This is a genomic window from Flavihumibacter petaseus NBRC 106054, assembly GCF_000974785.1.
Taxonomy (GTDB): Bacteria; Bacteroidota; Bacteroidia; order Chitinophagales; family Chitinophagaceae; genus Flavihumibacter; species Flavihumibacter petaseus.
The window spans coordinates 898,168-921,028 of record NZ_BBWV01000001.1 but is presented as its reverse complement, the minus strand read 5'-3'; the positions used below and the strand labels follow the sequence as shown (position 1 = coordinate 921,028).

Annotated in this window: 21 protein-coding genes and 1 pseudogene; 14 read left to right on the top strand and 8 right to left on the bottom strand. The window is 49.6% G+C overall.

The genetic code is table 11. The features are described from left to right. Positions 1-3 precede the first annotated feature (3 nt). A complete protein-coding gene (locus tag FPE01S_RS25805; RefSeq protein WP_157473886.1) occupies positions 4-1,098 on the top strand; it encodes a TraR/DksA family transcriptional regulator in 1,095 nt (364 codons plus the stop codon). 150 nt (positions 1,099-1,248) lie between these two features. On the opposite strand, the pseudogene FPE01S_RS26470 reads toward FPE01S_RS25805, so the two are convergent. The 4 genes and pseudogenes from FPE01S_RS26470 to FPE01S_RS03865 form a co-directional block, all read right to left on the bottom strand. Next, positions 1,249-1,464 (bottom strand): annotated as a pseudogene (locus tag FPE01S_RS26470) (GNAT family N-acetyltransferase); the annotation flags it as partial. Positions 1,465-1,621: 157 nt separating this feature from the next. Beyond that, the gene (locus tag FPE01S_RS03875) at positions 1,622-2,710 is read right to left on the bottom strand and encodes a serine hydrolase domain-containing protein (RefSeq protein ID WP_157473885.1); all 1,089 of its coding nucleotides are present in this window, start codon (positions 2,708-2,710) and stop codon (positions 1,622-1,624) included. Next, positions 2,707-4,797 carry a S9 family peptidase gene (locus FPE01S_RS03870; RefSeq protein WP_046367549.1) on the bottom strand — a complete coding sequence of 697 codons (2,091 nt, stop codon included), beginning with the start codon at positions 4,795-4,797 and terminating at the stop codon, positions 2,707-2,709. The genes FPE01S_RS03875 and FPE01S_RS03870 overlap by 4 nt, the downstream gene beginning before the upstream one ends. Positions 4,798-4,824: 27 nt before the next feature. Further along, positions 4,825-6,645 carry an ABC transporter ATP-binding protein gene (locus tag FPE01S_RS03865; protein ID WP_046367548.1) on the bottom strand — a complete coding sequence of 607 codons (1,821 nt, stop codon included), beginning with the start codon at positions 6,643-6,645 and terminating at the stop codon, positions 4,825-4,827. Between the two features lie 76 nt (positions 6,646-6,721). Between FPE01S_RS03865 and rbfA the strand changes: the two genes are divergently transcribed. Next, positions 6,722-7,132 carry a 30S ribosome-binding factor RbfA gene (rbfA, locus tag FPE01S_RS03860; protein ID WP_245623935.1) on the top strand — a complete coding sequence of 137 codons (411 nt, stop codon included), beginning with the start codon at positions 6,722-6,724 and terminating at the stop codon, positions 7,130-7,132. Continuing rightward, positions 7,129-8,355 carry an FtsX-like permease family protein gene (locus tag FPE01S_RS03855; RefSeq protein ID WP_046367547.1) on the top strand — a complete coding sequence of 409 codons (1,227 nt, stop codon included), beginning with the start codon at positions 7,129-7,131 and terminating at the stop codon, positions 8,353-8,355. Before rbfA ends, FPE01S_RS03855 begins: the two co-directional genes overlap by 4 nt. A gap of 21 nt (positions 8,356-8,376) precedes the next feature. Here the strand turns inward: FPE01S_RS03855 and FPE01S_RS03850 are convergent, their stop codons facing one another. Beyond that, the gene (locus FPE01S_RS03850) at positions 8,377-9,213 is read right to left on the bottom strand and encodes a transketolase (RefSeq protein ID WP_046367546.1); all 837 of its coding nucleotides are present in this window, start codon (positions 9,211-9,213) and stop codon (positions 8,377-8,379) included. A 192-nt stretch (positions 9,214-9,405) separates the two neighbouring features. Here FPE01S_RS03850 and FPE01S_RS03845 point away from each other — a divergent pair, with 192 nt between their 5' ends. Both FPE01S_RS03845 and frr read left to right on the top strand, forming a co-directional pair. Beyond that, positions 9,406-10,536 carry a glycosyltransferase family 4 protein gene (locus FPE01S_RS03845; RefSeq protein WP_046367545.1) on the top strand — a complete coding sequence of 377 codons (1,131 nt, stop codon included), beginning with the start codon at positions 9,406-9,408 and terminating at the stop codon, positions 10,534-10,536. A 41-nt stretch (positions 10,537-10,577) separates the two neighbouring features. Further along, positions 10,578-11,141 carry a ribosome recycling factor gene (gene frr, locus FPE01S_RS03840; RefSeq protein ID WP_046367544.1) on the top strand — a complete coding sequence of 188 codons (564 nt, stop codon included), beginning with the start codon at positions 10,578-10,580 and terminating at the stop codon, positions 11,139-11,141. On the opposite strand, the gene FPE01S_RS03835 is transcribed toward frr, so the two are convergent. Next, the gene (locus FPE01S_RS03835; RefSeq protein WP_046367543.1) at positions 11,128-12,015 is read right to left on the bottom strand and encodes a DMT family transporter; all 888 of its coding nucleotides are present in this window, start codon (positions 12,013-12,015) and stop codon (positions 11,128-11,130) included. The two genes, frr and FPE01S_RS03835, sit on opposite strands and share 14 nt — an antisense overlap. A gap of 68 nt (positions 12,016-12,083) precedes the next feature. Here FPE01S_RS03835 and mscL point away from each other — a divergent pair, with 68 nt between their 5' ends. The 5 genes from mscL (at position 12,084) to FPE01S_RS03810 (ending at position 16,071) form a co-directional block, all read left to right on the top strand. Continuing rightward, positions 12,084-12,485, top strand: coding sequence for a large conductance mechanosensitive channel protein MscL (gene mscL, locus FPE01S_RS03830; RefSeq protein WP_046367542.1), 402 nt, complete (start codon positions 12,084-12,086; stop codon positions 12,483-12,485). Positions 12,486-12,530: 45 nt separating this feature from the next. Then, the gene (locus FPE01S_RS03825; protein ID WP_046367541.1) at positions 12,531-13,571 is read left to right on the top strand and encodes a DUF3078 domain-containing protein; all 1,041 of its coding nucleotides are present in this window, start codon (positions 12,531-12,533) and stop codon (positions 13,569-13,571) included. A gap of 38 nt (positions 13,572-13,609) precedes the next feature. Next, positions 13,610-14,395 (top strand): segregation and condensation protein A, encoded by a 786-nt coding sequence (locus FPE01S_RS03820; protein WP_046367540.1) that lies wholly within the window; start codon positions 13,610-13,612, stop codon positions 14,393-14,395. 77 nt (positions 14,396-14,472) lie between these two features. Then, the gene (locus tag FPE01S_RS03815) at positions 14,473-15,201 is read left to right on the top strand and encodes a pirin family protein (protein WP_046367539.1); all 729 of its coding nucleotides are present in this window, start codon (positions 14,473-14,475) and stop codon (positions 15,199-15,201) included. 18 nt (positions 15,202-15,219) lie between these two features. After that, on the top strand, positions 15,220-16,071 hold the full coding sequence (locus FPE01S_RS03810; protein WP_052955488.1) for a pirin family protein: 852 nt from the start codon (positions 15,220-15,222) through the stop codon (positions 16,069-16,071). A gap of 14 nt (positions 16,072-16,085) precedes the next feature. On the opposite strand, the gene FPE01S_RS03805 is transcribed toward FPE01S_RS03810, so the two are convergent. Both FPE01S_RS03805 and dxs read right to left on the bottom strand, forming a co-directional pair. Next, positions 16,086-16,727, bottom strand: coding sequence for a murein L,D-transpeptidase catalytic domain-containing protein (locus tag FPE01S_RS03805; protein WP_052955487.1), 642 nt, complete (start codon positions 16,725-16,727; stop codon positions 16,086-16,088). A gap of 62 nt (positions 16,728-16,789) precedes the next feature. Further along, positions 16,790-18,718, bottom strand: a complete 1,929-nt coding sequence (gene dxs / locus FPE01S_RS03800) for a 1-deoxy-D-xylulose-5-phosphate synthase (protein ID WP_046367537.1) — start codon at positions 18,716-18,718, stop codon at positions 16,790-16,792. 117 nt (positions 18,719-18,835) lie between these two features. Between dxs and FPE01S_RS03795 the strand changes: the two genes are divergently transcribed. Genes FPE01S_RS03795 through FPE01S_RS03780 form a run of 4 tightly spaced genes read left to right on the top strand, consistent with a single transcriptional unit; the run spans position 18,836 to position 22,861 of the window. After that, entirely contained in the window at positions 18,836-19,909 is a 1,074-nt protein-coding gene (locus tag FPE01S_RS03795; protein ID WP_046367536.1) for a sensor histidine kinase, read from the top strand. A gap of 10 nt (positions 19,910-19,919) precedes the next feature. Then, the gene (locus FPE01S_RS03790) at positions 19,920-20,651 is read left to right on the top strand and encodes a LytR/AlgR family response regulator transcription factor (RefSeq protein ID WP_217998163.1); all 732 of its coding nucleotides are present in this window, start codon (positions 19,920-19,922) and stop codon (positions 20,649-20,651) included. 9 nt (positions 20,652-20,660) lie between these two features. Beyond that, positions 20,661-21,944 (top strand): M20/M25/M40 family metallo-hydrolase, encoded by a 1,284-nt coding sequence (locus FPE01S_RS03785; RefSeq protein WP_046367535.1) that lies wholly within the window; start codon positions 20,661-20,663, stop codon positions 21,942-21,944. Beyond that, positions 21,944-22,861: a M20/M25/M40 family metallo-hydrolase gene (locus FPE01S_RS03780; protein WP_052955486.1), complete on the top strand. Its 918-nt coding sequence runs from the start codon at positions 21,944-21,946 to the stop codon at positions 22,859-22,861. Before FPE01S_RS03785 ends, FPE01S_RS03780 begins: the two co-directional genes overlap by 1 nt.

Below are 22,861 nucleotides of genomic sequence, written 5' to 3'. Positions count from 1 at the left end.
TCTATGGCAACAAAGAAGAAGGCTGCTAAACCCGCCGCCAAAAAAGTTGCTCCGGCAAAAAAAGCGGTGCCTGCCAAAAAAGCCCCTGCGAAAGCAGCTGCTAAATCCGCCCCGGCCAAAAAAGCCCCTGCGAAAGCAGCGCCTGTAAAGGCTGCTAAACCCGCTGCAAAGCCGGCTTCAAAAGCGCCTGCCCCTAAATCTGTTCCTGCCAAAGCTGCCCCTAAAGGAGCGCCCGTGAAAGCTGCTGCCAAACCAGTTCCGGCAAAAGCACCGGCGAAAGCTGCTGCCAAACCGGCCCCTGTGAAGGCTGCTGCCAAACCAGCTCAAAAAGCCGCTGCTCCTGCTCCGGCTAAATCTGTTCCGGCAAAACCCGCTGCGCCTGTGCCGGCACCTGCGAAAGCAGCTGCACCCGCTCCAGCATCGAAAGCTGCACCTGCCCCTAAGGCGGAGGAGCCTGTCGCGGTAAAACAACCCAAAGAAAAAGTGAAGAAAGAGCCCGTGAAGAAAATCATCCGGCAAGGTCTCAAACCCATGCCGCCGAAGCCTGCTGTGAAAGATGATTCCAAGCAGACCACACCGATTCCGATTAAGAAACCGGCTCCGCCTCCGGAAAAACGTCCCACAAAAGTGGTGATGCCCGAGATCAAGACGAAGACGGTTCAACCATACAATCCAGATTTTACCAAAAGCGTGCTTGATCAGAATGCCGCTGCAAATCCAGGCCCGACTATGCGATACAGTGACAACGAATTACAGGAGTTCAGAGAATTGATCAATAAAAAGCTTGATGCAGCCAAAAAAGAGTTGGCGTACCTGCAGGGATTGATTACCCGCAAAGACGAAATGGGAGGTGACGAAAGCGAAAGCCGTTATATGACCATGGAAGATGGTAGCGTGAGTATGGAAAGGGAACAACTGGCGCAGATGGCCAGCCGCCAGATCACCTTCATCGATCACCTTGAGAAAGCGATCATGCGGATTGAGAACAAGACCTATGGTATCTGCCGGGTTACCGGTAAGCTCATCGATAAAGCCCGTCTGCGCGCTGTGCCCCACGCTACGCTCAGCATCGAGGCCAAGAACACGATGAACAAGTAAGATCGATCAGTCGAGTCTTTTCTCCATTAACATAAATACTATTGGCTGGCTCGGCTCACCCGTTGCCGGCCGATAGGGATAGGGTTTGCGTGTGCCTGTGTCCCGGTATCCCCGGCGTTCATACCAGGCCACCAGTTCAATGCGGGCGGTAATAACAGTCAGCTGAATGCTTTTGAGTTGCTGCTGCCGGGTCCATGCTTCTGCAGCAGTCATCAGGTTTTTACCGATGCCGCCTGCCTGCAACAGGGGATTCACCGTCAGCAGACCCAGGTAAACGTGCTCTCCCTTATTCACCAGGTGCACACAGCCCCTGATTTCACCTGCCGATTCCTCCACCAGGATGGCATCCTTTTCACGATGCAGCATCTCCAGTAACTCCTCTTCATCTATCCTGACGCCTCCGACCAGCAGGTCAGCTTCACTGGTCCACCCTTTTTTGGAGAATTCTCCCCGGTACGCGCTGTTCACCAGCCTTGCGAGTGCTGGAACATCGTTGTCGGTTGCAGGCCGTATTGCCATAAGATTAATTGGTTAGATACTGAATCGGAACGAGGTCTTTTTTAGCGGACAGCACCAGCTTCAGTAAGCCAAACGCGGTCTGCTCAATATCCTTGTCTGCCCGGTTGGAAAACAATACCAGCATAAAGCCGGCGTCCGGTTGGGCAAAAACATAACTCCTGAAACCACCGTTTGAACCGCTGTGATAGATGCTGACGGGTTTATCGCGCTCATCTATAAACCAGCCGAAACCATAACCCATGTGAGGTTTTGCAGTAATAGGTTGCTGGATGGCGATGGGTTGCCGGCGTATGGTATGCTCAAACCATTGCGCATAATCTTCTGTGTTGGTATATAGACCGCCGTCGCCTTCTGTACTAAAGAAGCGGTTTTCCTGCGGCCCGGAGGGTACCCATGTCTTATTTTCTGAAAGATCATATCCGGTCGCAGCAGGGTTGAGCTGGCTGCCAGGCTGCCAGACAAAACTGTGTTTCATGCCTGCAGGTAACAACAGCGCTTGCTGCATATAACCGGCAAATGATTGCCCGGTAACTTTTTCTACCACCAGGGCAAGCAGGCAATAGGCCGTATTGCTGTAACGGAAAGCCGTACCCGGAGAGAAATACAGGCTGTCTGTTTTCTTAACTGCCGCGAGCACATCAGCATCAGTAGCATGTTTGATGCCGGTGGTATCTACAAACCCATAATGATCTGTCATACCGGAACCATGAGAGAGCATGGCTTTAATGGTAACCTGGCTGCCGATGGCCGGGGCAAGTCCGCTGATATAGCGGCCGATGGTGTCTTCGAGCCGGAGTTTTCCTTCAGCTGCCAGTTTTCGGATAGCGGTTGCCGTGAATTCCTTGGTCAGCGAGGCGATATTAAAGACGGTTTTCGGGTCAATGGGTTGCCGGGTTTCCAATGACGCCAGTCCATAGCCCTTTGAAAAAACAATGTGGCCGCCGCTGATCATTGCGACGGCCACACCGGGTTCATTTTTGGGATAGTTTGCCAGCAACAGGCTGTCTGCCTGCTGCAGTGTTTTTTTCGTTTGTGCGGAAGCGCTGGTCAGCAGCCATCCGAACAATACGGTTATGACGATCCGTATACTCAAAATCCTTTGGTTTCCTGTTTCCAGAGACCGGCAGGCAATGGCTTCTCCAGGAGGTTGCGATAATAAAATGCTGCTGCCTCAAAGTTGTTGTGGTATCGTTTGGTCGCCTTGTTGGCGCCAATGCCGTGCCTTTCGTTGGGATACACCATCATTTCGAAATGTTTGCCGAGGTCTTCCATGGCATCAATCAGCTGGATGCTGTTCTGCATATGCACATTGTCGTCAGTGGTGCCATGTACGATCCGCAGCAGGCCCTTGTATTTCGCGACATAGGTCATCACCGAAGTGTTCTTATAACCTTCCGGATTTTCTGCGGGGGTATCCATGAATCTTTCCGTGTAGTGTGTGTCATACAGTTTCCAGTCGGTCACAGAGGCATTGGCTACACCATAGTCAAATACATCGGCGCCATAGGTAAGGGCCATGCAGGTCATGTAGCCGCCGAAGCTTCCGCCGGTGATGGCTACTTTGGAGGGATTTACCCAGGGCAGGGTCTTCAGGTGTTTCGCGCAGGCCATGAAATCCTGGATCTCATACAGTCCCAGCTGGCGGTGGATGAAATTCATGCCATACTTGCCGAAATGGCCGCTGCTGCGGTTATCAAATGCCACCTGTACCATGCCTTCTTTTGCCCACCAGAGTTCCTGTGCGCTGTAGCGGAACTGATCGTAAACCGTACCGGCATTCGGGCCACCGTAAATGCTTACGAGCACAGGGTATTTTTTGTTGGGATCAAAGTTGAGCGGATAGGTAATCTGCACCGGAAGGTCGAACAGTCCATCGGTTGATTTCACGCGGATGATCTCTTTTTTCGGCAAGGTGTAGTTGCTGAAATCTTTTCCTTTTGCTGTCGCGATGGTCTTTACCAGTTTTCCCTTGCTGTCCACCAGGGCCAGTGTGGGTACCGACTGCAGGTTGCTGTAGGTAGTCAGGAAGTGTTTGTGGTCGGGGGAGATCCGCATGCTGGTAAAGCTGTAGTCGCCGAAAGACAGGCGGTTCATCTGTTTGCCGTCGAATCCTACACTGTAGAGATCCCAGCGTGCACTGTTTTCTTTCCTGGCACTGAAATATACTTTTTTGCCTTTCTCATCTATTTCATGGATATCGCCAACAGTGAATTGTCCATCGGTCAGCTGCGCGAGTTTCTTGCCGGTGATATCATAGAGGCTGAGATGACGCCAGCCGCTGGCATCGGATTTCAGGATGAAGCCTTTGCCGCTGGACAGGAATTCGATGCGATCATAGTCATCGAGGTCGATCCATGTTTTCTGTTGCTCTTCGTATACCAGCTTTTTGCTGCCGTCGTTACCGACACTGAAAACCTTCAGGTTATCCTGTCCGCGGTTCATCCATTGCACCCAGAGTTTTCCATCGGGCGCCCATACCGGCGCGGCAAAATACTGGTCGTCTTTTTCGTTGAAATCCGCCCAGGTGGTCTGGTTATTGTCGAGGGAAACGATGCCGATCTTAACGTTCGGGTTTTTGTCGCCCGGTTTGGGATAACGTTCCTGTTCCAGGTAACCATGCTGGTTATCTGCCACATAGATGGGAAATACAGGTACACCGGTTTCGTCAAAACGCATGAAGGCAAGGTGACGGCTGTCGTCACTCCACCAGAATGCTTTATAACGACTCGCGCGGCCGAGAATTTCTTCGTAATAGATCCAGGAAGCATAACCATTCAGGAGAGAATCGTTGCCGTCCTGTGTGAGCCTGGATTCCTTTCCCGTTGCGATTTCGGTAACATAGAGGTTGTTATCGGTACGGGTGTAGGCGACGAATTTGCCATCGGGAGAAGTGGTCTGGTTACGAGCGCCGGCGATGGGGGTGGACTTTGTTTTGGCCGGTGATTCTACTATAGAGGAGTTGCCGGTTTTGATATCAACTGAATACTGCTGCCATGTTCCTTCCGGTGATTTGCGGGATTCGAGGTAGTGGTCGTTGTCGATCCATTTTACTACTTCGGGAAGTGGCTGCACGAGTTGTATCGGTGCGCCTTTGAAGGCCTGTTCGAGGGTTACGTCCTGTTGTTGAGCCTGGGTTGCGGTACTGCATGCGAGTGCCGCCAGATAGAAAAGTTTTCTCATGTTTCCATTGGTGTGTATCCCCCAAATCTATTTCACTTCCTGCATATCCACCAACCGTTTATAAAATCCCGGGTTTTCGATGAGAGCGTCGTGGTTGCCGCGTTCCACGATGCGGCCCTGCTGCATGACGATGATTTCGTCGGCGTGGCGGATCGTGCTGAGCCGGTGAGCGATCACGAGGCTGGTGCGCGCCTGCATCATATTATCAATTGCTTCCTGTACAAGACGCTCGCTTTCAGTATCAAGTGATGAAGTAGCCTCGTCAAGAATGAGGATCGGCGGGTTTTTCAGAACGGCGCGGGCAATGGTGAGGCGCTGTCTCTCACCGCCGCTCAGTTTGCTGCCGCGGTCCCCGATATTGGTCTGGTAGCCTTCTTCTTTTTTTGTAATAAAATTATGAGCGTTGGCCACTTTGGCGGCCAGTTCTATGTCTTGCAGGGAGGCCTCAGGGTTGGCAACCGCTATATTGTTGTAGATGGAATCGTTGAACAGGATCGGTTCCTGGGTTACAATGCTCATCTGCTTTCGCAGGGAATGGAGGGTGTAATCTTTGATGTTGACGCCATCAATCAGGATCTCTCCTTTGGTGACATCGTGGAAACGCGGGATCAGGTCGGCCAGTGTCGATTTTCCGGAACCTGAAGAACCAACGAGTGCCACCGTTTTCCCCTTTTCGATCACCAGGTTGATGTCTTCCAGCACGGTTTTCTCATCGTACGAAAAGTAAACATTCCGGAATTCGATGCGGTGATTAAAGCTGACCAGCTCCCTGGCGCCTGGTTTGTCTTCCACGAGTACGGGTGCTGCGAGTATTTCTTCTATACGCAGGATGGCGGCACTGCCCCGCTGCACGTTATAAAATGCATTGGAGAATGATTTCGCCGGGTTGATGATCTGTGTGAAGAACACGATATAGGTAATAAAGGTGTCGCTACTGAGCATACCGTATTTGAGCACCATTCTGCCGCCAAACCAAAGGAGGATGGCGACCACGATCACCCCGAGAAATTCAGACATCGGGGAAGCCAGGTCTCTCCTGAAATTCATGGCGTTCCGGATATTGTTGAGGTGTTTATTGATGCCTTCAAAACGTTTGCCGATCAGCCCCTCAGCATTGAAGGCCTTGATCACCCGTAGTCCACCAAGGGTTTCATCCAGTACGGAGAGCATCAGGCCTTGCTGTTCCTGTGCCACGTTGGACTGCTTTTTCAGGGAACGGCCAACGCGTCCGATGATAAAACCGGCTACAGGCAGCAGCACCAGCAGGAAAAGGGAGAGTGCCGGGCTGAGCATGACCAGTGATACCAGGATCACGATGATGGTAAGCGGTTCCTTGAGTAATGACTCCAGGGCGGAAATAACGCTCCATTCAATTTCATTGGCATCGTTGCTCATCCGGCTGATGATATCCCCCTTGCGTTGTTCGGTGAAAAAACCGATGGGGAGGATCAGTATTTTGGCGTAGAGTTCGGAGCGTAGTCGCGTCAGCACATAGTTGCGAAGGGGGGATTGGATCCTGTAGGAGAAATAGAGGAAAAAATTCTTCAGGAATATGGCGAGAACGATGACGATACAAATGACGGAGAGGGCATAAAGTTTGTCGTGCTCGAGGATCATCTGGCCGAACTGATATTTCATGTTCTCCAGCAGGCTTTTTGCGGAGAAGGTGAGTGCCGGTGGTGGTGTGGTTGCTGGTTTTTCATTGCCGAACAGCAGCTGCAGAAATGGCGCCAGCATGGCCAGGGAGACCAGGGAAAATACGATCGACAACAGGTTACAGGCGAAATACAGGGCGATCTGACCCTTTTTGTTGGAAAGGTATTTCAGGATCCTGGAGAAATTCTTCATGCTGGGAATGATAAGAAGGACAAACCTACGGCCAAATTTCGTGAAACTCTTTGCATCTTTGCTGGAAATAAGGGGTATGATACAGGAGAGCAAAAGACAGAAACAGGTAGCGGGGGAAGTACAGGAAGTGCTGAACGATATATTTCAAAGGCTGGGTCTCACCATGATCGATGGCGGCATGTTGTCGATCTCATCGGTAAAAATGACTCCTGACCTGCTGGAAGCGCGGGTGTATATCAGCCTCTTCCAGGTAAATGACCGGAATGCCGCTATGAAAAAGCTGGAGGAAAGGGCCTGGGAAATCAAAAAAGAACTGGCGGCATCCATCAAGCACCAGGTACGCCGCATCCCGCAATTGCAATTCTACCTCGACGAGACGCTTGACCATGTATATAAAATGGAAGAAGTCTTCCGTAAGATAAAACTGGAGGACAAAGACCAGGCAGGTACCGGCGAAAGCGATGACTCCATAAATCCCGGCGCGTGAATTTTCTTTTCGCCTGGCGCTATTTCAAATCAAAAAAATCTACCAACGCGATCAATATCATCGCCTGGGTCAGTGTGGCTGCCATTATCGTGGGAACCGCTTCACTGATCGTGGTATTGAGTGTATTCAATGGCTTCGAAGACCTGGTGAAATCGCTTTACGCCAGTTTTTATACGGATCTCAAGATCGTTCCGGCCAAGGGAAAGACCATTTCGCTGACGCCGGAACAATTAAAGCAGATTGCTGCAGTTCCGGGTGTAAAATCATTCTCCCGTGTAGCTGAGGAAAAGGCGCTCCTGCAGAACGGGGAGGTGCAGACAATTGTATTCCTGAAAGGGGTGGACAGTTCCTATACCCAGGTCACTACGGTGGACAAGGCCGTAAAAGTGGGTGAATTCAACCTTGGCGATGCCGATAAACCTGCTGCCGTGCTGGGGGTGGGCATAGAGAATGCGCTTGGCCTGTGGAGCGACAGGGAACTGTTGCCATTAACGGTATACATGCCCCGGAGGGGCGCTTCGATGAACCTGGCCGATCCCATGCAGTCGCTCCGTGCAGAGAATATTTATACCGCCGGCGCTTTTGCGATACAACAGGATTTCGACAATCAGTATGTGCTGACGAACCTGGATTTTATTAAACGCCTGCTTGACCTGAAGCAGGATGAATATGGCGGACTGGAGATCGCATTGCGTAATCCTGATGATGGTGCAGCCATACAAAAGCAGTTGTCTGCTTTAATGGGCGGCAACTACAAGGTGCTCAGCCGTTATGAACAGAACCAGAGCCTCTACAGCATCATGACACTGGAAAAGTGGGTGATCTATGGTTTGCTTTCCCTGATCCTGGTGGTGGCTGCATTTACCATGATCGGGTCGCTGACCATGCTGATCCTGGAAAAGCAGAAAGATATACAGGTATTAAAGGCATTGGGTGCGACCAATGGCAGGATACAATCCATTTTTATCGGTGAGGGATTTTTGCTGGCCGGGATTGGTGCCCTTTCCGGAAGTTTGCTGGCAATACTGATTGGCTGGCTCCAGGTGAAATACAAGTTGGTGGCCCTGGAAGGCAGCAGTTTTGTTATTGACTATTACCCGGTAAAATTTCTGGTAAAAGATTTTATCCTGGTATGGGGAACAGTGTGTCTTGTTGCCTTCCTGGCATCCTGGTTCCCGGCGCGTAAAGCAGCCTCGGAACAGGTCATGCTGAAAAGCCAGTAAGCAATTCCGGAAACTTCCCGATCAATAATCGCCGAGTGTCTCGGGGAGTTGGGCCAGTGCTTTGGCAAGCTGCTCATCGTTGGGAGCAATACCGTGCCATTCGTGGCTGCCTTCCATGAAATCAACGCCTTTACCCATGACGGTTTTCATCAGGATGACAATGGGTTTTCCTTTGCCGACAAAGGTCTTTGCATGCTCGAGGGCAGCGGCTACAGCGTCAACATCATTTCCATTTTCCAGGTGAATGACTTCCCAGCCGAAGGCTGCGAATTTGGCATCCAGGTTTCCCAGGTTCATGACTTTGGCAGTGGGACCATCGATCTGCTGGCCATTCCAGTCCACAGTTGAGATCAGGTTGTCTACTTTATGGTGGGCGGCAAACATGGCGGCTTCCCAGTTCTGGCCTTCGTCCAGTTCTCCGTCACCGTGCAGGGAAAAGACGAGGTTTTTGTCGCCGTTGAGTTTTTTGGCAAGTGCGGCACCAATGGCAACACTCATGCCCTGTCCGAGAGAACCGCTTGCTACACGAATACCCGGGAGGTGTTCATGGGTAGCGGGGTGGCCCTGCAGGCGGCTGTTCAGCCTTCTGAAGGTGGAAAGTTCTTTAATATCGAAATAGCCGGCGCGAGCCAGTGTGGAATAGAATACCGGGGAAATATGCCCATTGGACAGGAAGAAAACATCTTCACCAATACCATCCATATGGAAAGCGGGATCATGCTTCATTACCTTGAAATATAAGGCTGTAAAATAATCGGTACAGCCCAGGGAGCCACCCGGATGGCCGCTGGCCACTCCATGAACCATTCTTACGATATCCCGGCGGATCTGAGAAGCAATCTCCTGTAAACTAGCCATATATGAATTTTGTGGAGCAAATCTAACTTATTTGGAGGGATATCCCTATCCATTTTCAGACTAAACCGGCCCACAAAATCGTTCTAACACGGTAAAGGCCTGATTTTTTATATTGTTTATTGAATTATCTTGGCGCCGTTAAGGCGATTGCGGCATTTGAAACTATTTTTGTGGTTCGAAAAAGCAGCCTACATGTTTGATGTAATACTCGCACTAACAATTTCTTTCGCAGTTTCTTTTTTGGCTATACCGGTGATCATCCGCGTAGCGGCCCTGAAGAAGCTTTATGATCTTCCTGATGAAAGGAAGGTACATCAGGCACCCATACCCGCACTTGGGGGTCTGGGTATCTTTGCGGGATTCTGCTTTGCCGCTTTGCTTATCGCAAATTTTCAGCAATCCAGGGATATTCAGTATTTCCTTGCAGCATCCGTGGTGATCTTTTATCTCGGCCTCAAGGATGATATCATCGTGATTTCCCCCATTAAAAAGTTTATCGGACAGGTACTGGCTGCATTTATCATCATTTATTATGGTAACCTGCAGATCAACAGCATGCACGGATTCCTGGGCATTTATGAATTGCCGGAAACTTTCAGCCTGCTGTTTACCTATCTGACAGTAATCGTGATCATTAATTCTTTTAACCTGATTGATGGTATTGACGGGTTGGCCGGCAGCCTGGGGTTATTGTCAACCAGTGTTTTCGGGATCTATTTTGTCAGCATTGGCAATACAACAGATGCTGTACTGGCATTTTCACTAGCCGGCGCCATCCTGGCCTTCCTGATCTTCAATTTTCAGCCGGCGCGCATATTCATGGGCGATACCGGTTCGCTGTTACTGGGATTGATCAATGCGATCCTGGTGATCAAATTTATCAACGTAGCGGGGCATCCGGGGGTTTCTTTCCCCATTTCGGCCGCACCTGCGGTAGGCTTTGGCATCCTGATGGTGCCTTTGCTGGATACGCTTCGGGTGTTTGCCATCCGCATGTTCCAGCGCCGTTCCCCGTTTTCGCCCGATCGAAATCACATCCATCACCTTTTCCTTGACCACGGGTTTTCCCATCGTACGATTGCGATCCTTTTATTGACGCTGAACGCCATTGCCATAGCCATTTGCTTTATGATGCGCAATTCAGGCTGCACGTGGCTGATGGGACTGCTCTTCGGAATTTTCTATGCGGTGATCGGAGTTATGTACTATAACCGGAGAAGAAGGCCCCGCCTTTTTGTTACACCGGTTGACCAGGTTGCCAAAACAAAATCCACCACGAAGTTTGTTCCCCTGACAGAAGATTCTGTTTTACAGCAGAAATAACGGCATTTTTGTAGTTTTGGCCCGATTAAAGCTAAAGCGTAATGTCAGAAGAACTCTCCTTGATACTGGATGATGCCGGTGATTCCATGAAGAAAGCCATCAATCACCTGGAAGCCGAATTGCAAAAAATCAGAGCTGGAAAAGCCAGTCCCCAAATGCTGGATGGTATTATGGTGGATTACTATGGCAGTCCTACACCCCTTAACCAGGTAGCAAACGTTTCCGCGATTGATGCAAGGACCATCACTGTTCAGCCCTGGGAGAAGAATATGCTTCAACCGATTGAGCGCGCAATCATCAACTCCAATATCGGGATCAATCCGCAGAATGATGGTGTGATGATCCGGATGTTTCTTCCCCCGATGACTGAAGAACGCCGAAAAGAACTGGTGAAACGTTGCAATGGTGAAGGAGAACAAAGCAAGGTTGCCATACGCAATATCCGCAGAGAGGCGATTGAACAGATTAAGAAATTGCAGAAGGACGGACTGAGCGAGGATGTTTCCAAAGATGCTGAAAAAGATGTGCAGGATCTCACTGATGCCAATATCAGCCTGGTAGAAAAGCACCTCAGCTCGAAGGAAAAAGAGATCATGTCTGTTTAACCGGGCCTTTCCGCGTCAGCCATACTCCACCAAGAATAATCAACAGACACCCCGCGTCGAGCAGCGTGAATTGTTCACCTGCCAGTAAGCCCCAGCCAATGGCAACGAATGGAATGCCATAGGTAACAAGGGAGGCATACAGCGTGCCCGCCTGTTTGATGAGCCGGTAATACAATACCGATGCGATTGCCGTTCCGCCAAAGCCAAGGAGCACCGATGCGCCGACGGCTTTCAGCGTTCCGGAATCAGAAAAATCATGACGGAAAAATCCCAGTCTCCAGAGGATCAGCAGTGATGGCGGGATCAGGTAAGCAAATGCTAATGCCGCCAGCCGGAGCGGGGAGATGCCCTGTAGTCTGGTAGCGACGAGGTTTACATTCAATCCGTAACAGAAGGTAGCGAGCACGATCAGCAGCGCGTAATACAGGGCGGTGGTATCGATGCGGCTGTTCCTGGCGAGCAGCAGGCACATACCGGCAAATCCGATGATCACACCAATCCATTTCACCAGTGCGATCTTTTTATGAAAAAACAGCGATCCCAGGATCAGGGTAAACAGCGGGGTGAGTGCGTTTAAAGTGCCTGCGAGTGCGCTGTCGATCTTTGTTTCTGCAATACAAAATAGGTAAGCCGGAAAAAAGCTGCCGAGTAATCCTGACAGCAGGATCAGACCTGATGGTTTGTTGGTATTTTGTTCGCTGCGCGTGAACAGAACCGGTAGCAGGAGGATGCCGCCGCTCAGCATGCGCATGGATGCAACTTCGTATGGGGATAACTGTGATAATCCCCATTTCATCAATATAAATGAACTGCCCCAGATCAGTGACAGCAGGAGAAAAAGAAGGGAGTTTTCCCAGCTGTTCGCAGTTGTCATTGTGCAAATGTGAGAAATAGATATATCTAAAAAAATAAAATTGTCGTACTATTGAAAAAACTATTCATATGGGATTCTTAGCCGATTTCAAAGCGTTCGCCACCAAAGGCAACCTGGTTGATGTTGCTATCGGTTTCCTCATGGGTACCGCTTTTACCAAACTGGTTGGCAGTTTTACAGAAGGACTGGTTGCGCCGATACTCGGTTTACTGACGGGCGGAAAGGATTTCTCAAAGTTGTCGTGGACGCTGAAAGGCGCGCAGTTGGATGCCAATAACAATGTTACATCGGAGGCCATCACCTTTAAATATGGTGCATTCCTGACTTCAACTCTCGATTTTATCATAGTGGCCCTGGTTTGTTACCTGTTCATCAAAGCGGTATTGCGGAAGGATCCCAATGCGAAGGCAGGGCCTACACCAACCGAGCAATTGCTCACTGAAATTCGTGATGAGTTGAGGAAAAAATAGGGCAATTTTTTTCCATTTTTTCGTTTATACACGTAAACTTTTGATATGAGACGTCAATTGAAATTGTTATCCTGCGTGGTGGTGCTGATCGTAGGTGTGCTGGAGCTGAAAGCACAGGATAAAGTGGTAGGCGATATGAAGGCGGGTGCCGGAAAGAGCGGTTACGACGATACATCTTATCATTATAATGCAAAGGGCTGGCGTAAGGGTGGTATTGTTTCCCTGAGCCTGGCTCAGGGAAACAGCAGTAACTGGGCTGCCGGTGCGGAGAAGTCATCCTTTTCTGTTGCAGGGCTAGCAACGCTTTTTGCCAACAAAAAGAAAGGGGATTTTTTCTGGAACAATTCACTGGACCTGAGTTATGCGATGCAGCGGACCAGTTCTCAGGGCACCCGGAAGACAGATGATAAAATTGACTTTTACAGTAAGGTCGGAAAAGATATCAGTCCCACCTGGGCGATTGCGGGTGTAGTCAATCTAAGGACACAGTTTTCTGATGGCTTCGATTATGATTACCTCGGCAAAGGGTTGAAGCGACGTACTTCGGGTATTTTCGCTCCCGCGTACCTGCTGATTTCTCCGGGTATTGAATGGAAACCGAAACCTTATTTCAACGTGTTGTTCTCACCCATTTCTGCCCGCTGGGTACTGGTGACCAATGACCCTTACAGTTACTATTATGAAGGCGGCGTGGATCCGGACAACCTTGAGCCGGAGAAGCCCCTCGCAGCATTGTATGGTGTGAATGCGGCCCGTAAAGTTGCTTTTCAGGCAGGTGCCTATCTTTCTGCTTCCTTTAATAAGGAGATTTTGAAGAATGTGGTGTATAAGTCCAGGCTTGACCTCTTTTCCAACTACATGAAAACGCATGATCCGATTACGGATGAGAAAATTGCAGCCAAACCCAAGAACGTGGATGTTTTCTGGACCAACACCATTGTCATGAAGATCAATAAATGGCTGGGCGTGACGTATAACTTTGACCTGATTTATGATGACGATGTGAAGCAGTTCGGACCGAACATGGATTCTCCCGGTACTCAGGTGCGGTCGCTCCTGGGAGTGGGACTGGCAACCAAATTATAGGCAGGGTCGGATCGTAGCTGAATCCTTACATTTGCCCCATGGCAGCCAACCAGACTTCTTACCAGATCCGGCTTCCCCAGTTTGAGGGACCCTTTGACCTGTTGTTGTTCTTCATTGAGCGGGATGAGCTGGATATTTACAATATTCCCATCACCAGGATAACCAATGATTTCCTGGATTATATCCATAGCCAGGAGCAGCTGAATATTGAACTTTCTTCAGAATTCATCCTGTTTATCAGCACCTTAATGCGGATCAAGGCGAAAATGCTGTTGCCCCGGAAGGAACTGGATGCGCAGGGGAATGAGATCGATCCACGGCAGGAACTGGTAGATAAGATCCTGGAATACAAGAAATATAAGCAGGCATCTGCCGAACTGGCTGAAATGGAGGCCGTGCGGATGCTGATGGTGAAACGCGGCAATATCAACCGGGAGCTTGGCGGAATTGGCGAAGAGGCCTCTGAAGGCTCTGAAATCCAGCAGATTACGTTGTTCAAGCTGATGAAATCCTTCGAGAAAGTAATGCAACGCGTGTATGAGCGGAATAACAAGCCGGTCCATACTGTAGTGCAGTACAATTATACGATGGAACAAAGCCGGGAAACTGTTCTCGACATTGCCCGGGTAAAGAAAACGCTGTCTTTCGAGAAGTTGTTTGAGCACTGCGAGAACCGGATCCATGCCATTTTTACCTTCCTCAGCATGCTGGAACTGGTGCAAGCCCGTTTTATGCGCATTATGACCGGTGAAGGGCGTAACAATTTCATTGTGGAATGGAATGAAGAACGCGAGCCGGATACTACTGACTTTTTGCTGGAATAACCCTTTTCCGCAGGACATATTGGCATTTTCACGATATGGCACTTATATTGATGTTATAACATCAAAAAGGAGCACATATGAAAAGCATCTTCCATCCCGCCGGCGAAAGAGGTCATGCAAACTTTGGCTGGCTTGACAGTCATCATTCCTTCAGTTTTGGCAGGTGGTATGATCCCGGCAAGATTCACTTCGGTGCCCTCCGGGTGTTGAATGATGATACCGTAAGGGCTGGTGCCGGGTTCGGAACCCATCCCCATGACAATATGGAGATTGTTTCCATTCCGTTGAGTGGTTTCCTGAAGCACCGCGACAGTACCGGAACAGATGGATTGATCCAGACAGGTGATGTTCAGATCATGAGCGCCGGTTCTGGCATAGAACATTCTGAATACAATGGTTCCAAGACCGACGCAGTGGAATTCCTGCAGATCTGGGTATATCCAAAACTTGCGGATATCAAACCCCGTTATGCACAAAAATCTTTTGACGAAGCCGGCCGCAAACAACAATGGCAGGTAGTGGTGAGTCCGGATGCCGATAGCACCGGGGTTTCCATCAACCAGGACGCTGTGTTTTCCCTGGCTGCCCTGGAAGCCGGAACAAGCCTGAAATATCAAAAGCATTTTGAAAACAATGGTGTGTATTTTTTCCTGCTGGAAGGGACAGTAAACATCAATGGCCAGGAATTACAACGCCGTGACGGGTTTGGCGTATGGAACACCGATGACATCACCGTTACAGCCGGTACAGCAGCAAAGGTGCTTGCTATCGAAGTACCGATGCTCACTGAAGCCGATTTGAATTAACCGTTAAAAGGAAAAATTATGTCTACAAGAACAATTGCCCAACAGCTCGACGCATCAGTTGAGTTTGTGGGACCCCATAAAGTATTGCGGCCATTGCCGCACCGGCAACTGAAACAGGTTGACCCTTTTATATTTATTGATCATATGGAAAAACGCCAGCTGGCCCCGGGTGAAGAAATGCGGATACCGCCGCACCCCCATGCCGGATTCGAGGTGGTGACATACCTGCTGGAGGGAGAATTCTTTCATCGCGACAGCGCCGGCCATGACCAGATTGCCCGCGCGGGTGACCTGAACTGGATGACTTCCGGAAAAGGGATTGTCCATTCAGAAGGTCCTACAGCTGACTTTATCCGCGAAGGTGGTGGGATGGAACTGATGCAGGTCTGGATCAACCTTCCTGCCAGTAAAAAGGGAATGGAACCTGATTTCCACCACTATGCATCAGCCGATTTGCCGGTGGTAAAGGACGGTGCAGCAGCAGTGAAAGTGCTGGTAGGAGAACTGAAAGGAAAGAAATCTCCCGTTATCACACAAACGCCGATGTATTATTATGACGTTACCCTGGAAGCTGGTGACGTATGGCTGATGCCGGTTCCGGAAAATTTTACTGCAGGTATTTACCTGATGTCAGGTGGATTGCAGGTGACAGGGCAACCGGTTAGCAAACGCCAGCTCGTTACTTTCGAAGCGAACGGCAACCAGGTTGCCCTGCGCGCTACAGAAAAAGCCAGGTTTATTGCCTTTGGCGGAGAACCCATCGGTGAAAAGGTGGTGAGTTATGGACCGTTTGTAATGAACAGCTTTGACGAGATCCAGGAAAAGATCATGGATTTTGAACGCGGGAAAATGGGGATGCTGGAAAGCTGATCTATCGGTACTGCTTAACTTTCGAAGATATACATCAATATGGGCCGCTTTTGCTCTTTGAGCAGGCGGTCCAGTTTTTTCAGGAAACCCGGTGAAACAGTCGGACAACCATCGCTCTGGCAGATCTGTAAGGGATCCACTTCCTTTTCGGGAACAGCCTTGTGTGCGTGCAGCACCACGGAGCGCTTATAGGCATTGCTATTGCTCTCATCGAGTCCGTATAACTTATACGCCAGTCCGAATCTACCCTGATAGTAGCCGCCGATCTTAAATCGTCCCAGTGACGTACAACCGCTTCCCAGCACATTGGAATATTTCCTTCCCGCCAGCCAGCCTTCGTTACACCTGCCATGGGTGACCAGGCCGCTCATGATCACGGAATCCTTCGCAGCGTCAAAAACGAAAAACCGGTTTCTGCCGGATGACAGACTCATGTCCACCAGGAAAAACAGGTTGCTTTCCATGCCCCTGATCCGGGCGTATTGCTGCAGGTTGGGAATTTTTGACCGAAGTGCAGCCATTTCCATTGCTTCGGGCGATAAAGGAGGAGGTGCAGCAAATTTCCTTTTCAGATAGCCGGCGCTGGCATATAAACCAATGCCCGTCAAAGCTATGATAAGGAAAACGGCCAGCCGGCCGTGGGAGGTACGCTGCATAACGAAAGAGTTTTCCTATAGATAGTAAAAACGCTTTTTTCCGTCTTCAGCGTATGTTAAAACTATTGCAACAAATGGACTTTAACTTTTTCAGCCATCATTTCTTTCAGGGTATCCGCGATGGCTGTAGCGTCATATCCACATTCCCGGTGCAATTCCTTCAGTGTGCCGTGTTCTACTATCCTGTCAGGAATGCCAAGGATGCGTACCTCAGCCTTGTAGCCGTGCTGCTGCATGAACTCGAGGACTGCTGCGCCGAAACCACCGGTAACTGTTCCATCTTCCACGGTAATTATTTTTGAATAGCGCCGTAAAACCTCATGCAACAAGTTCGTATCAAGTGGTTTGACAAAGCGCATATCATAATGACCGGCGTTGATGCCATATTGCCTGACATCGCGGATTGCGGCAGCAGCGAAATTGCCCGGGTGGCCAAGTGACAGTATGGCGATATCTTCCCCTTCCCGCAGTTTCCTGCCGGTGCCGATGCTGATCTCTTCAAATGGGGTGCGCCATTCCGGCATTACACCTTCTCCCCTGGGATACCGGATCACCAGCGGGGCCTGCGTTTGCGGCAACTGGGCGGTATACATGAGATTTCTCAGCTCTGATTCATTCATCGGTGCGCTGACTACCATATTGGGAATACAACGCATAAAGGCAATATCATAAGCACCGTGGTGCGTCGGGCCATCTTCCCCCACCAGTCCGGCGCGGTCGAGGCAAAAGACCACCGGCAGTTTCTGGATAGCGACATCATGCACCACCTGGTCATAGGCCCGCTGCATGAAGGAAGAATAGATATTACAGAAAACTTTCAATCCCTGTGTAGCCATTCCCGCACTAACCGTTACGGCATGTTGTTCACAGATGCCGACGTCAATCGCACGGTCTGGCATTTTGTCCATCATGATCTTCAGCGACGAGCCTGATGGCATTGCCGGAGTGATCCCAAAGATGGCGGGATTGGATTCAGCCAGTTCCAGGATGGTATGGCCGAAGACGTCCTGGTATTTGGGTGGTTGCGGTGTATCGTATTTCTTTTTGAAAATTTCACCGGTGATCTTGTCGAACAGGCCGGGGGCGTGCCATTTGGTCTGGTCTTTCTCAGCGAGTGCGTATCCTTTGCCCTTGACGGTAATGATATGGAGGATCTTGGGGCCGGGTATGTTCTTAAGGTCCTGGAGGGTATCCACCAGTTTCGTGATATTGTGACCGTCGATCGGGCCGAAATAACGGATGTTCAGGGATTCGAACAGGTTGCTGCTTTTGCTCACCATGCCTTTGATGGAATGTTCGAGCTTGGAAGCGATTTCCCGGGTGAATTTCTTACCCACGGGCAGTTTTCCCAGTGCGTTCCATACGTCATCCTTCAGCTTATTATAGGCCTGGGAGGTAGTGATATCTGTGAGATATTCCTTCAGGGCGCCGACATTGGGGTCGATGCTCATACAGTTGTCGTTCAGGATAACCAGCATGTCAGCATCCGCCACACCGGCATGATTCATGGCTTCAAACGCCATCCCCGCCGTCATTGACCCATCACCGATGACGGCCACGGATTTACGGTCTTCTCCTTTGTATTTAGCGGCAATGGCCATTCCGAGCGCCGCTGAAATTGACGTGCTCGAGTGCCCGACTCCGAAGGTGTCGTATTCACTTTCAGACCTTTTGGGAAACCCGCTGAGTCCGCCGTATTTACGGTTGGTGGGAAATTCCTCCTGCCTTCCGGTCAGGATCTTATGCCCGTAAGCCTGGTGACCGACGTCCCATACCAACTGGTCATAAGGTGTATTGTACACGTAATGAAGCGCTGTGGTCAATTCCACAACGCCCAGGCTGGCCGCGAAATGACCACCATGTACGCTGACGACATCAATAATATATTGCCTCAGTTCGTCGCAAACCTGATGGAGTTGTTCTTTGCCCAGCTTTTTCAAATCAGCGGGAGACTGAATTTGTTGCAGCAGCGGCCCGGGTTTGATTTCCATACGTGTCAGATATATTTTCAAAGATACGGAATGGGTGGAATTGGACCGGTTTTCCACCTATTTGGCCAATTATACAAATCAGTATATTAGCGGAGTAGCAAAAAGCTAGATTTGCCTATGCTCCCACGTGGTTACAAATACTATTGGCTCTGTCAGGTTTTAGGTTGGACTTTTGTTGTTTTGTCGATGCTGATCATGGTGTATTCCTTTTCACCATCCCGCATAGATGAGAAATTTTTCGTCCGATCCCTCATGATCTTCGTTTCCGGTATTACCAGTACCCATATCCTGCGGTACTTTATCAAACGGAGCAACTGGATGTTGCTGCCGGTGGAAAAGGTCATTCCCCGGATGATTATGGCCATCATCGTTACCAGTCTCGCCTGTAGCCTGCTGTACCTGGCACTGATCATAACTTTCAATGTTCAGTCAGACACCCCCCGCCGGATCGATTTCTCTACCAAACTCCTGGCTTCCACCCTCGATATCGGGCTTTTTATCATTCCCTGGACCCTTATCTATTATATCTATCATTATGTGGCGAAAAGCCGGAAGCAGGAGGTGGATACCCTGAAGCTGGAGGCGCTGGTAAAGGAACTGGAGCTGAAAACGATCAAGGCGCATATCAATCCGCACTTCATTTTCAATGCGTTAAACAGCATCCGGGCACTCATTGATGAGAATCCGGAGAGGGCCAGAACGGCCATTACAGAATTGAGCAATATTCTTCGCAGCAGCATGCAGTCGGAAAAATCCGAAACGGTACCGCTGGAGAAGGAACTGAACATTGTTAGGGACTACCTGGCGCTGGAACATATACGTTTTGAGGACCGACTCAGGGTGGAATACGAGGTAGACGAGGATACCCTGGACCAGCCGGTACCACCGATGATGTTGCAGACCCTGGTGGAAAATGCCATTAAACACGGCATTGGGAGGCAGATGCGGGGTGGTGTGGTCAGGATCATCTCCGATTTTAAAGACAACTACCATGAACTAATGGTACAGAACACGGGAAGACTGAACGGACCGGTTAACGGTTCTGATCAATATACAGACGGCTTCGGCATCAGCAGTACGAGGAATCGCCTCCATTTGTTGTTTGGTACCCGGGCCGATTTCAGTATCAGGGAGTCAAATGGAAATATGGTAGAGGCTTGTGTCAAGATCCCTGTATCGATACCTGTCTAAACACACACACATGATAAAGGCAATACTCATCGACGATGAAAGATTGGCCCGCACGGAACTGAAGAAACTGTTATCGGACTTTCCCGAAATTGAAGTGGTTGGAGAAGCCGCCAATGCAAGTGAAGGGATAGATGCAATTGAAAACCTCCAGCCTGACCTGGTCTTCCTGGATATCCAGATGCCCGGAAAAACAGGTTTCGAAATGCTCAGCGAGCTGGAAAAAGCTCCCCATGTTATTTTCACCACCGCTTATGACGAATACGCCCTGAAGGCTTTTGAAGTCAACGCACTGGATTACCTGCTGAAACCCGTTGAACCCAAAAGACTCGCGGACGCTATCCACAAACTGCATATTGCCGAAGAAAAAGAAGCCATGGCGCCGGCTATCGGCATCAACCGGAGCCTGCTGAACGAGAATGACCAGGTTTTTGTAAAAGATGGCGAACGTTGTTGGTTTGTGAAACTCAGCGATATCCGCCTGTTTGAAAGTGTCGGCAATTATGCCAAGGTGTTTTTCGGACCAAACAAGCCACTCATTCTGAAATCACTTAACGCACTTGAAGAAAGGCTGGACGAAAAAGTTTTTTTCCGGGCCAACCGCAAGCATATTGTCAATCTCCGGCTGATCGAAAAGATAGAGCCCTATTTCAATGGCGGACTGCTGCTTGAACTTAAAGGCGGAGAAAAGATCGAAGTGAGCCGCAGGCAAACCGTTAAGTTCAAAGAAATGATGAGCCTTTAATACCAATTCATGCGAAAAATATTTTCCCTTTTGTTTGCAGCCGGCATTTGTCCGGGTGCCTTTGCACAGATTGCCGGTGATGTGATCAACATCAACGAAGTGTCCCGAATTGAAAAAACCTTGTCAGCTGATGATATGGAGGGACGGGCGGTGTTCTCTGCCGGCATTGGAAAAGCTGCTGCATTTATTGCCGATGAGTTCAGGAAAGCAGGATTGCAAACACCCCCTAAAGGTGATGGGTATCTGCAGACTTTCACGGTACTAAAACCGAAATACCTGGGCGGATCAGCGACAGTAAACGGTAAAGCATTTGATGAAAAGAATGTAGTGGTGATAACGGGTGAACCTGATTTTTCCATTAATGAGAAATCCGGTTATGAAATCGTACGGATCGGCAAGGGCACGCAACTCTTTGCAGATGCATTTGGAATCGTCAGTTCAGGGAAAAACAAGCTGGTACTGGTGGACACGTCATTCAGTAAGAACTTTCAGCGCCTTACTTACTTTAAAAGAGAATTACTGGAAGCAAAAAGCAATACCGTATTCCTCCTCGCAGATGAAGTGCCGTCCACTTTCGAGATCAGGGCGAAACACGAGATCACCAAGTCAACGCTGAGCAATGTGGTGGGTATACTTCCGGGAAAATCAAAAAAGGACGAATTCGTGATCTTCTCAGGACACTATGACCACCTGGGAATCGGCAAACCGTTGAATGGTGATTCCATTTACAATGGCGCTAACGACGACGCTGCAGGAACGACCGCAGTGGTGATGCTGGCGAAGTATTTCAAAGCACTCAACAACAATGAGCGGACGATCATATTTGCGGCTTTTACAGCGGAAGAGACAGGTGGATTCGGCTCAAGGTATTTCTCCATGCAATTTGAACCTGCGAAAGTCAAGGCAATGTTCAACATTGAAATGATCGGTACGGAAAGCAAATGGGGTACTAACTCTGCCTATATCACCGGTTATGAGAAATCCGATATGGGAAAGATCCTGGAAAAGAATCTCCAGGGCTCCGTATTCAAATTCTTTCCGGATCCTTATCCGGACCAGCAATTGTTTTACAGGAGTGACAACGCTACACTGGCGCGCCTGGGCGTACCTGCACATACGATCTCCACATCAAAGATGGATAGTGAGAAATTCTATCATACAGCAGATGATGAATTTGAAACACTGGATATGAAGAACATGACCGAGATCATCAAAGCGATCGCGTTGAGTTCTACCTCCATTGTTGCCGGTACGGATACGCCCAGCAGGGTGGATACCAACGCACTTCGTTGATGCGCAGCCGTATCCTCCTCTTCTTGTTCGCTTGTATAACCACCAGTTACCTGAAGGCCGGCGACAGCATTCCCGATGTTTCGGCCGAAGAGTTATCGGCGCATGTTTCATTTCTTGCCAGCGACAAGCTGAAGGGCCGCGCCGCGGGGACACAAGAGAATATTATTGCGGCTGGGTATATTGCTGCACAGTTTGCCTTATATCATCTGCAGCCACTGCCTTCGGGGAATTATTATGATACTATACCGCAGTTTTCCGGCGACCTGTACCCTTCCTGTAATGTGATCGGCGTATTGCCAGGTAAAAGCCGTCCGGAAGAACACCTCCTGATCAGTGCACACTTTGATCATGTTCCCGAAAAGAACGGCCAGGTTTACAATGGCGCTAACGACAATGCTTCCGGCGTGGCGGCAATGCTCGCGCTGTTGCGTTGTTTTGCAGAACAGGGCGGGGCAGAAAGAACCATCGTTTTCTGTGCCTTCAATATGGAGGAAAGGGGACTGGTGGGGTCTACTCATTTTGCTGACGTCTCTTATGCGGAGAAAAGAGTGGCAGTGATCAACCTGGAAATGCTGGGCATACCACAAAAAAGGAAAGCGCAGTTTTTTATGACAGGAACCAGGTTTTCTGATCTGGCAGCTTTGCTGCGGAAGGGACTCGCGGGTACTGGTGTTTCGCTGGCCAAAGAGAAAGGTGATCTCTTTATGAGGTCAGACAACTATCCTTTTTATCTTCAGGGCACTCCTGCGCATACCCTGATGGCAGCTACTGATTTTTCACGTTGTTACCACCGCCCCTGTGATGATATCGGAAATCTCGACCTGAAAAATATGGCCCTTATCGTCAATGCCATTTTTAAAGCCTTTCGGCCACTGGCTGCAGGAACGGAAACGCCGGTACTGACCAAAAAAAATTGA

Coding starts and splice junctions, on each gene's coding strand:
- FPE01S_RS03785 (WP_046367535.1), top strand. CDS start 20,661: ATGCGAAAAATATTTTCCCTTTTGTTTGCAGCCGGCATTTGTCCGGGT.
- FPE01S_RS03870 (WP_046367549.1), bottom strand. CDS start 4,797: ATGAGAAAACTTTTCTATCTGGCGGCACTCGCATGCAGTACCGCAACC.
- FPE01S_RS03795 (WP_046367536.1), top strand. CDS start 18,836: ATGCTCCCACGTGGTTACAAATACTATTGGCTCTGTCAGGTTTTAGGT.
- FPE01S_RS03810 (WP_052955488.1), top strand. CDS start 15,220: ATGTCTACAAGAACAATTGCCCAACAGCTCGACGCATCAGTTGAGTTT.
- dxs (WP_046367537.1), bottom strand. CDS start 18,718: ATGGAAATCAAACCCGGGCCGCTGCTGCAACAAATTCAGTCTCCCGCT.
- FPE01S_RS25805 (WP_157473886.1), top strand. CDS start 4: ATGGCAACAAAGAAGAAGGCTGCTAAACCCGCCGCCAAAAAAGTTGCT.
- FPE01S_RS03780 (WP_052955486.1), top strand. CDS start 21,944: ATGCGCAGCCGTATCCTCCTCTTCTTGTTCGCTTGTATAACCACCAGT.
- FPE01S_RS03845 (WP_046367545.1), top strand. CDS start 9,406: ATGTTTGATGTAATACTCGCACTAACAATTTCTTTCGCAGTTTCTTTT.
- FPE01S_RS03865 (WP_046367548.1), bottom strand. CDS start 6,645: ATGAAGAATTTCTCCAGGATCCTGAAATACCTTTCCAACAAAAAGGGT.
- rbfA (WP_245623935.1), top strand. CDS start 6,722: ATGATACAGGAGAGCAAAAGACAGAAACAGGTAGCGGGGGAAGTACAG.
- FPE01S_RS03835 (WP_046367543.1), bottom strand. CDS start 12,015: ATGACAACTGCGAACAGCTGGGAAAACTCCCTTCTTTTTCTCCTGCTG.
- FPE01S_RS03815 (WP_046367539.1), top strand. CDS start 14,473: ATGAAAAGCATCTTCCATCCCGCCGGCGAAAGAGGTCATGCAAACTTT.
- frr (WP_046367544.1), top strand. CDS start 10,578: ATGTCAGAAGAACTCTCCTTGATACTGGATGATGCCGGTGATTCCATG.
- FPE01S_RS03820 (WP_046367540.1), top strand. CDS start 13,610: ATGGCAGCCAACCAGACTTCTTACCAGATCCGGCTTCCCCAGTTTGAG.
- mscL (WP_046367542.1), top strand. CDS start 12,084: ATGGGATTCTTAGCCGATTTCAAAGCGTTCGCCACCAAAGGCAACCTG.
- FPE01S_RS03790 (WP_217998163.1), top strand. CDS start 19,920: ATGATAAAGGCAATACTCATCGACGATGAAAGATTGGCCCGCACGGAA.
- FPE01S_RS03850 (WP_046367546.1), bottom strand. CDS start 9,213: ATGGCTAGTTTACAGGAGATTGCTTCTCAGATCCGCCGGGATATCGTA.
- FPE01S_RS03825 (WP_046367541.1), top strand. CDS start 12,531: ATGAGACGTCAATTGAAATTGTTATCCTGCGTGGTGGTGCTGATCGTA.
- FPE01S_RS03805 (WP_052955487.1), bottom strand. CDS start 16,727: ATGCAGCGTACCTCCCACGGCCGGCTGGCCGTTTTCCTTATCATAGCT.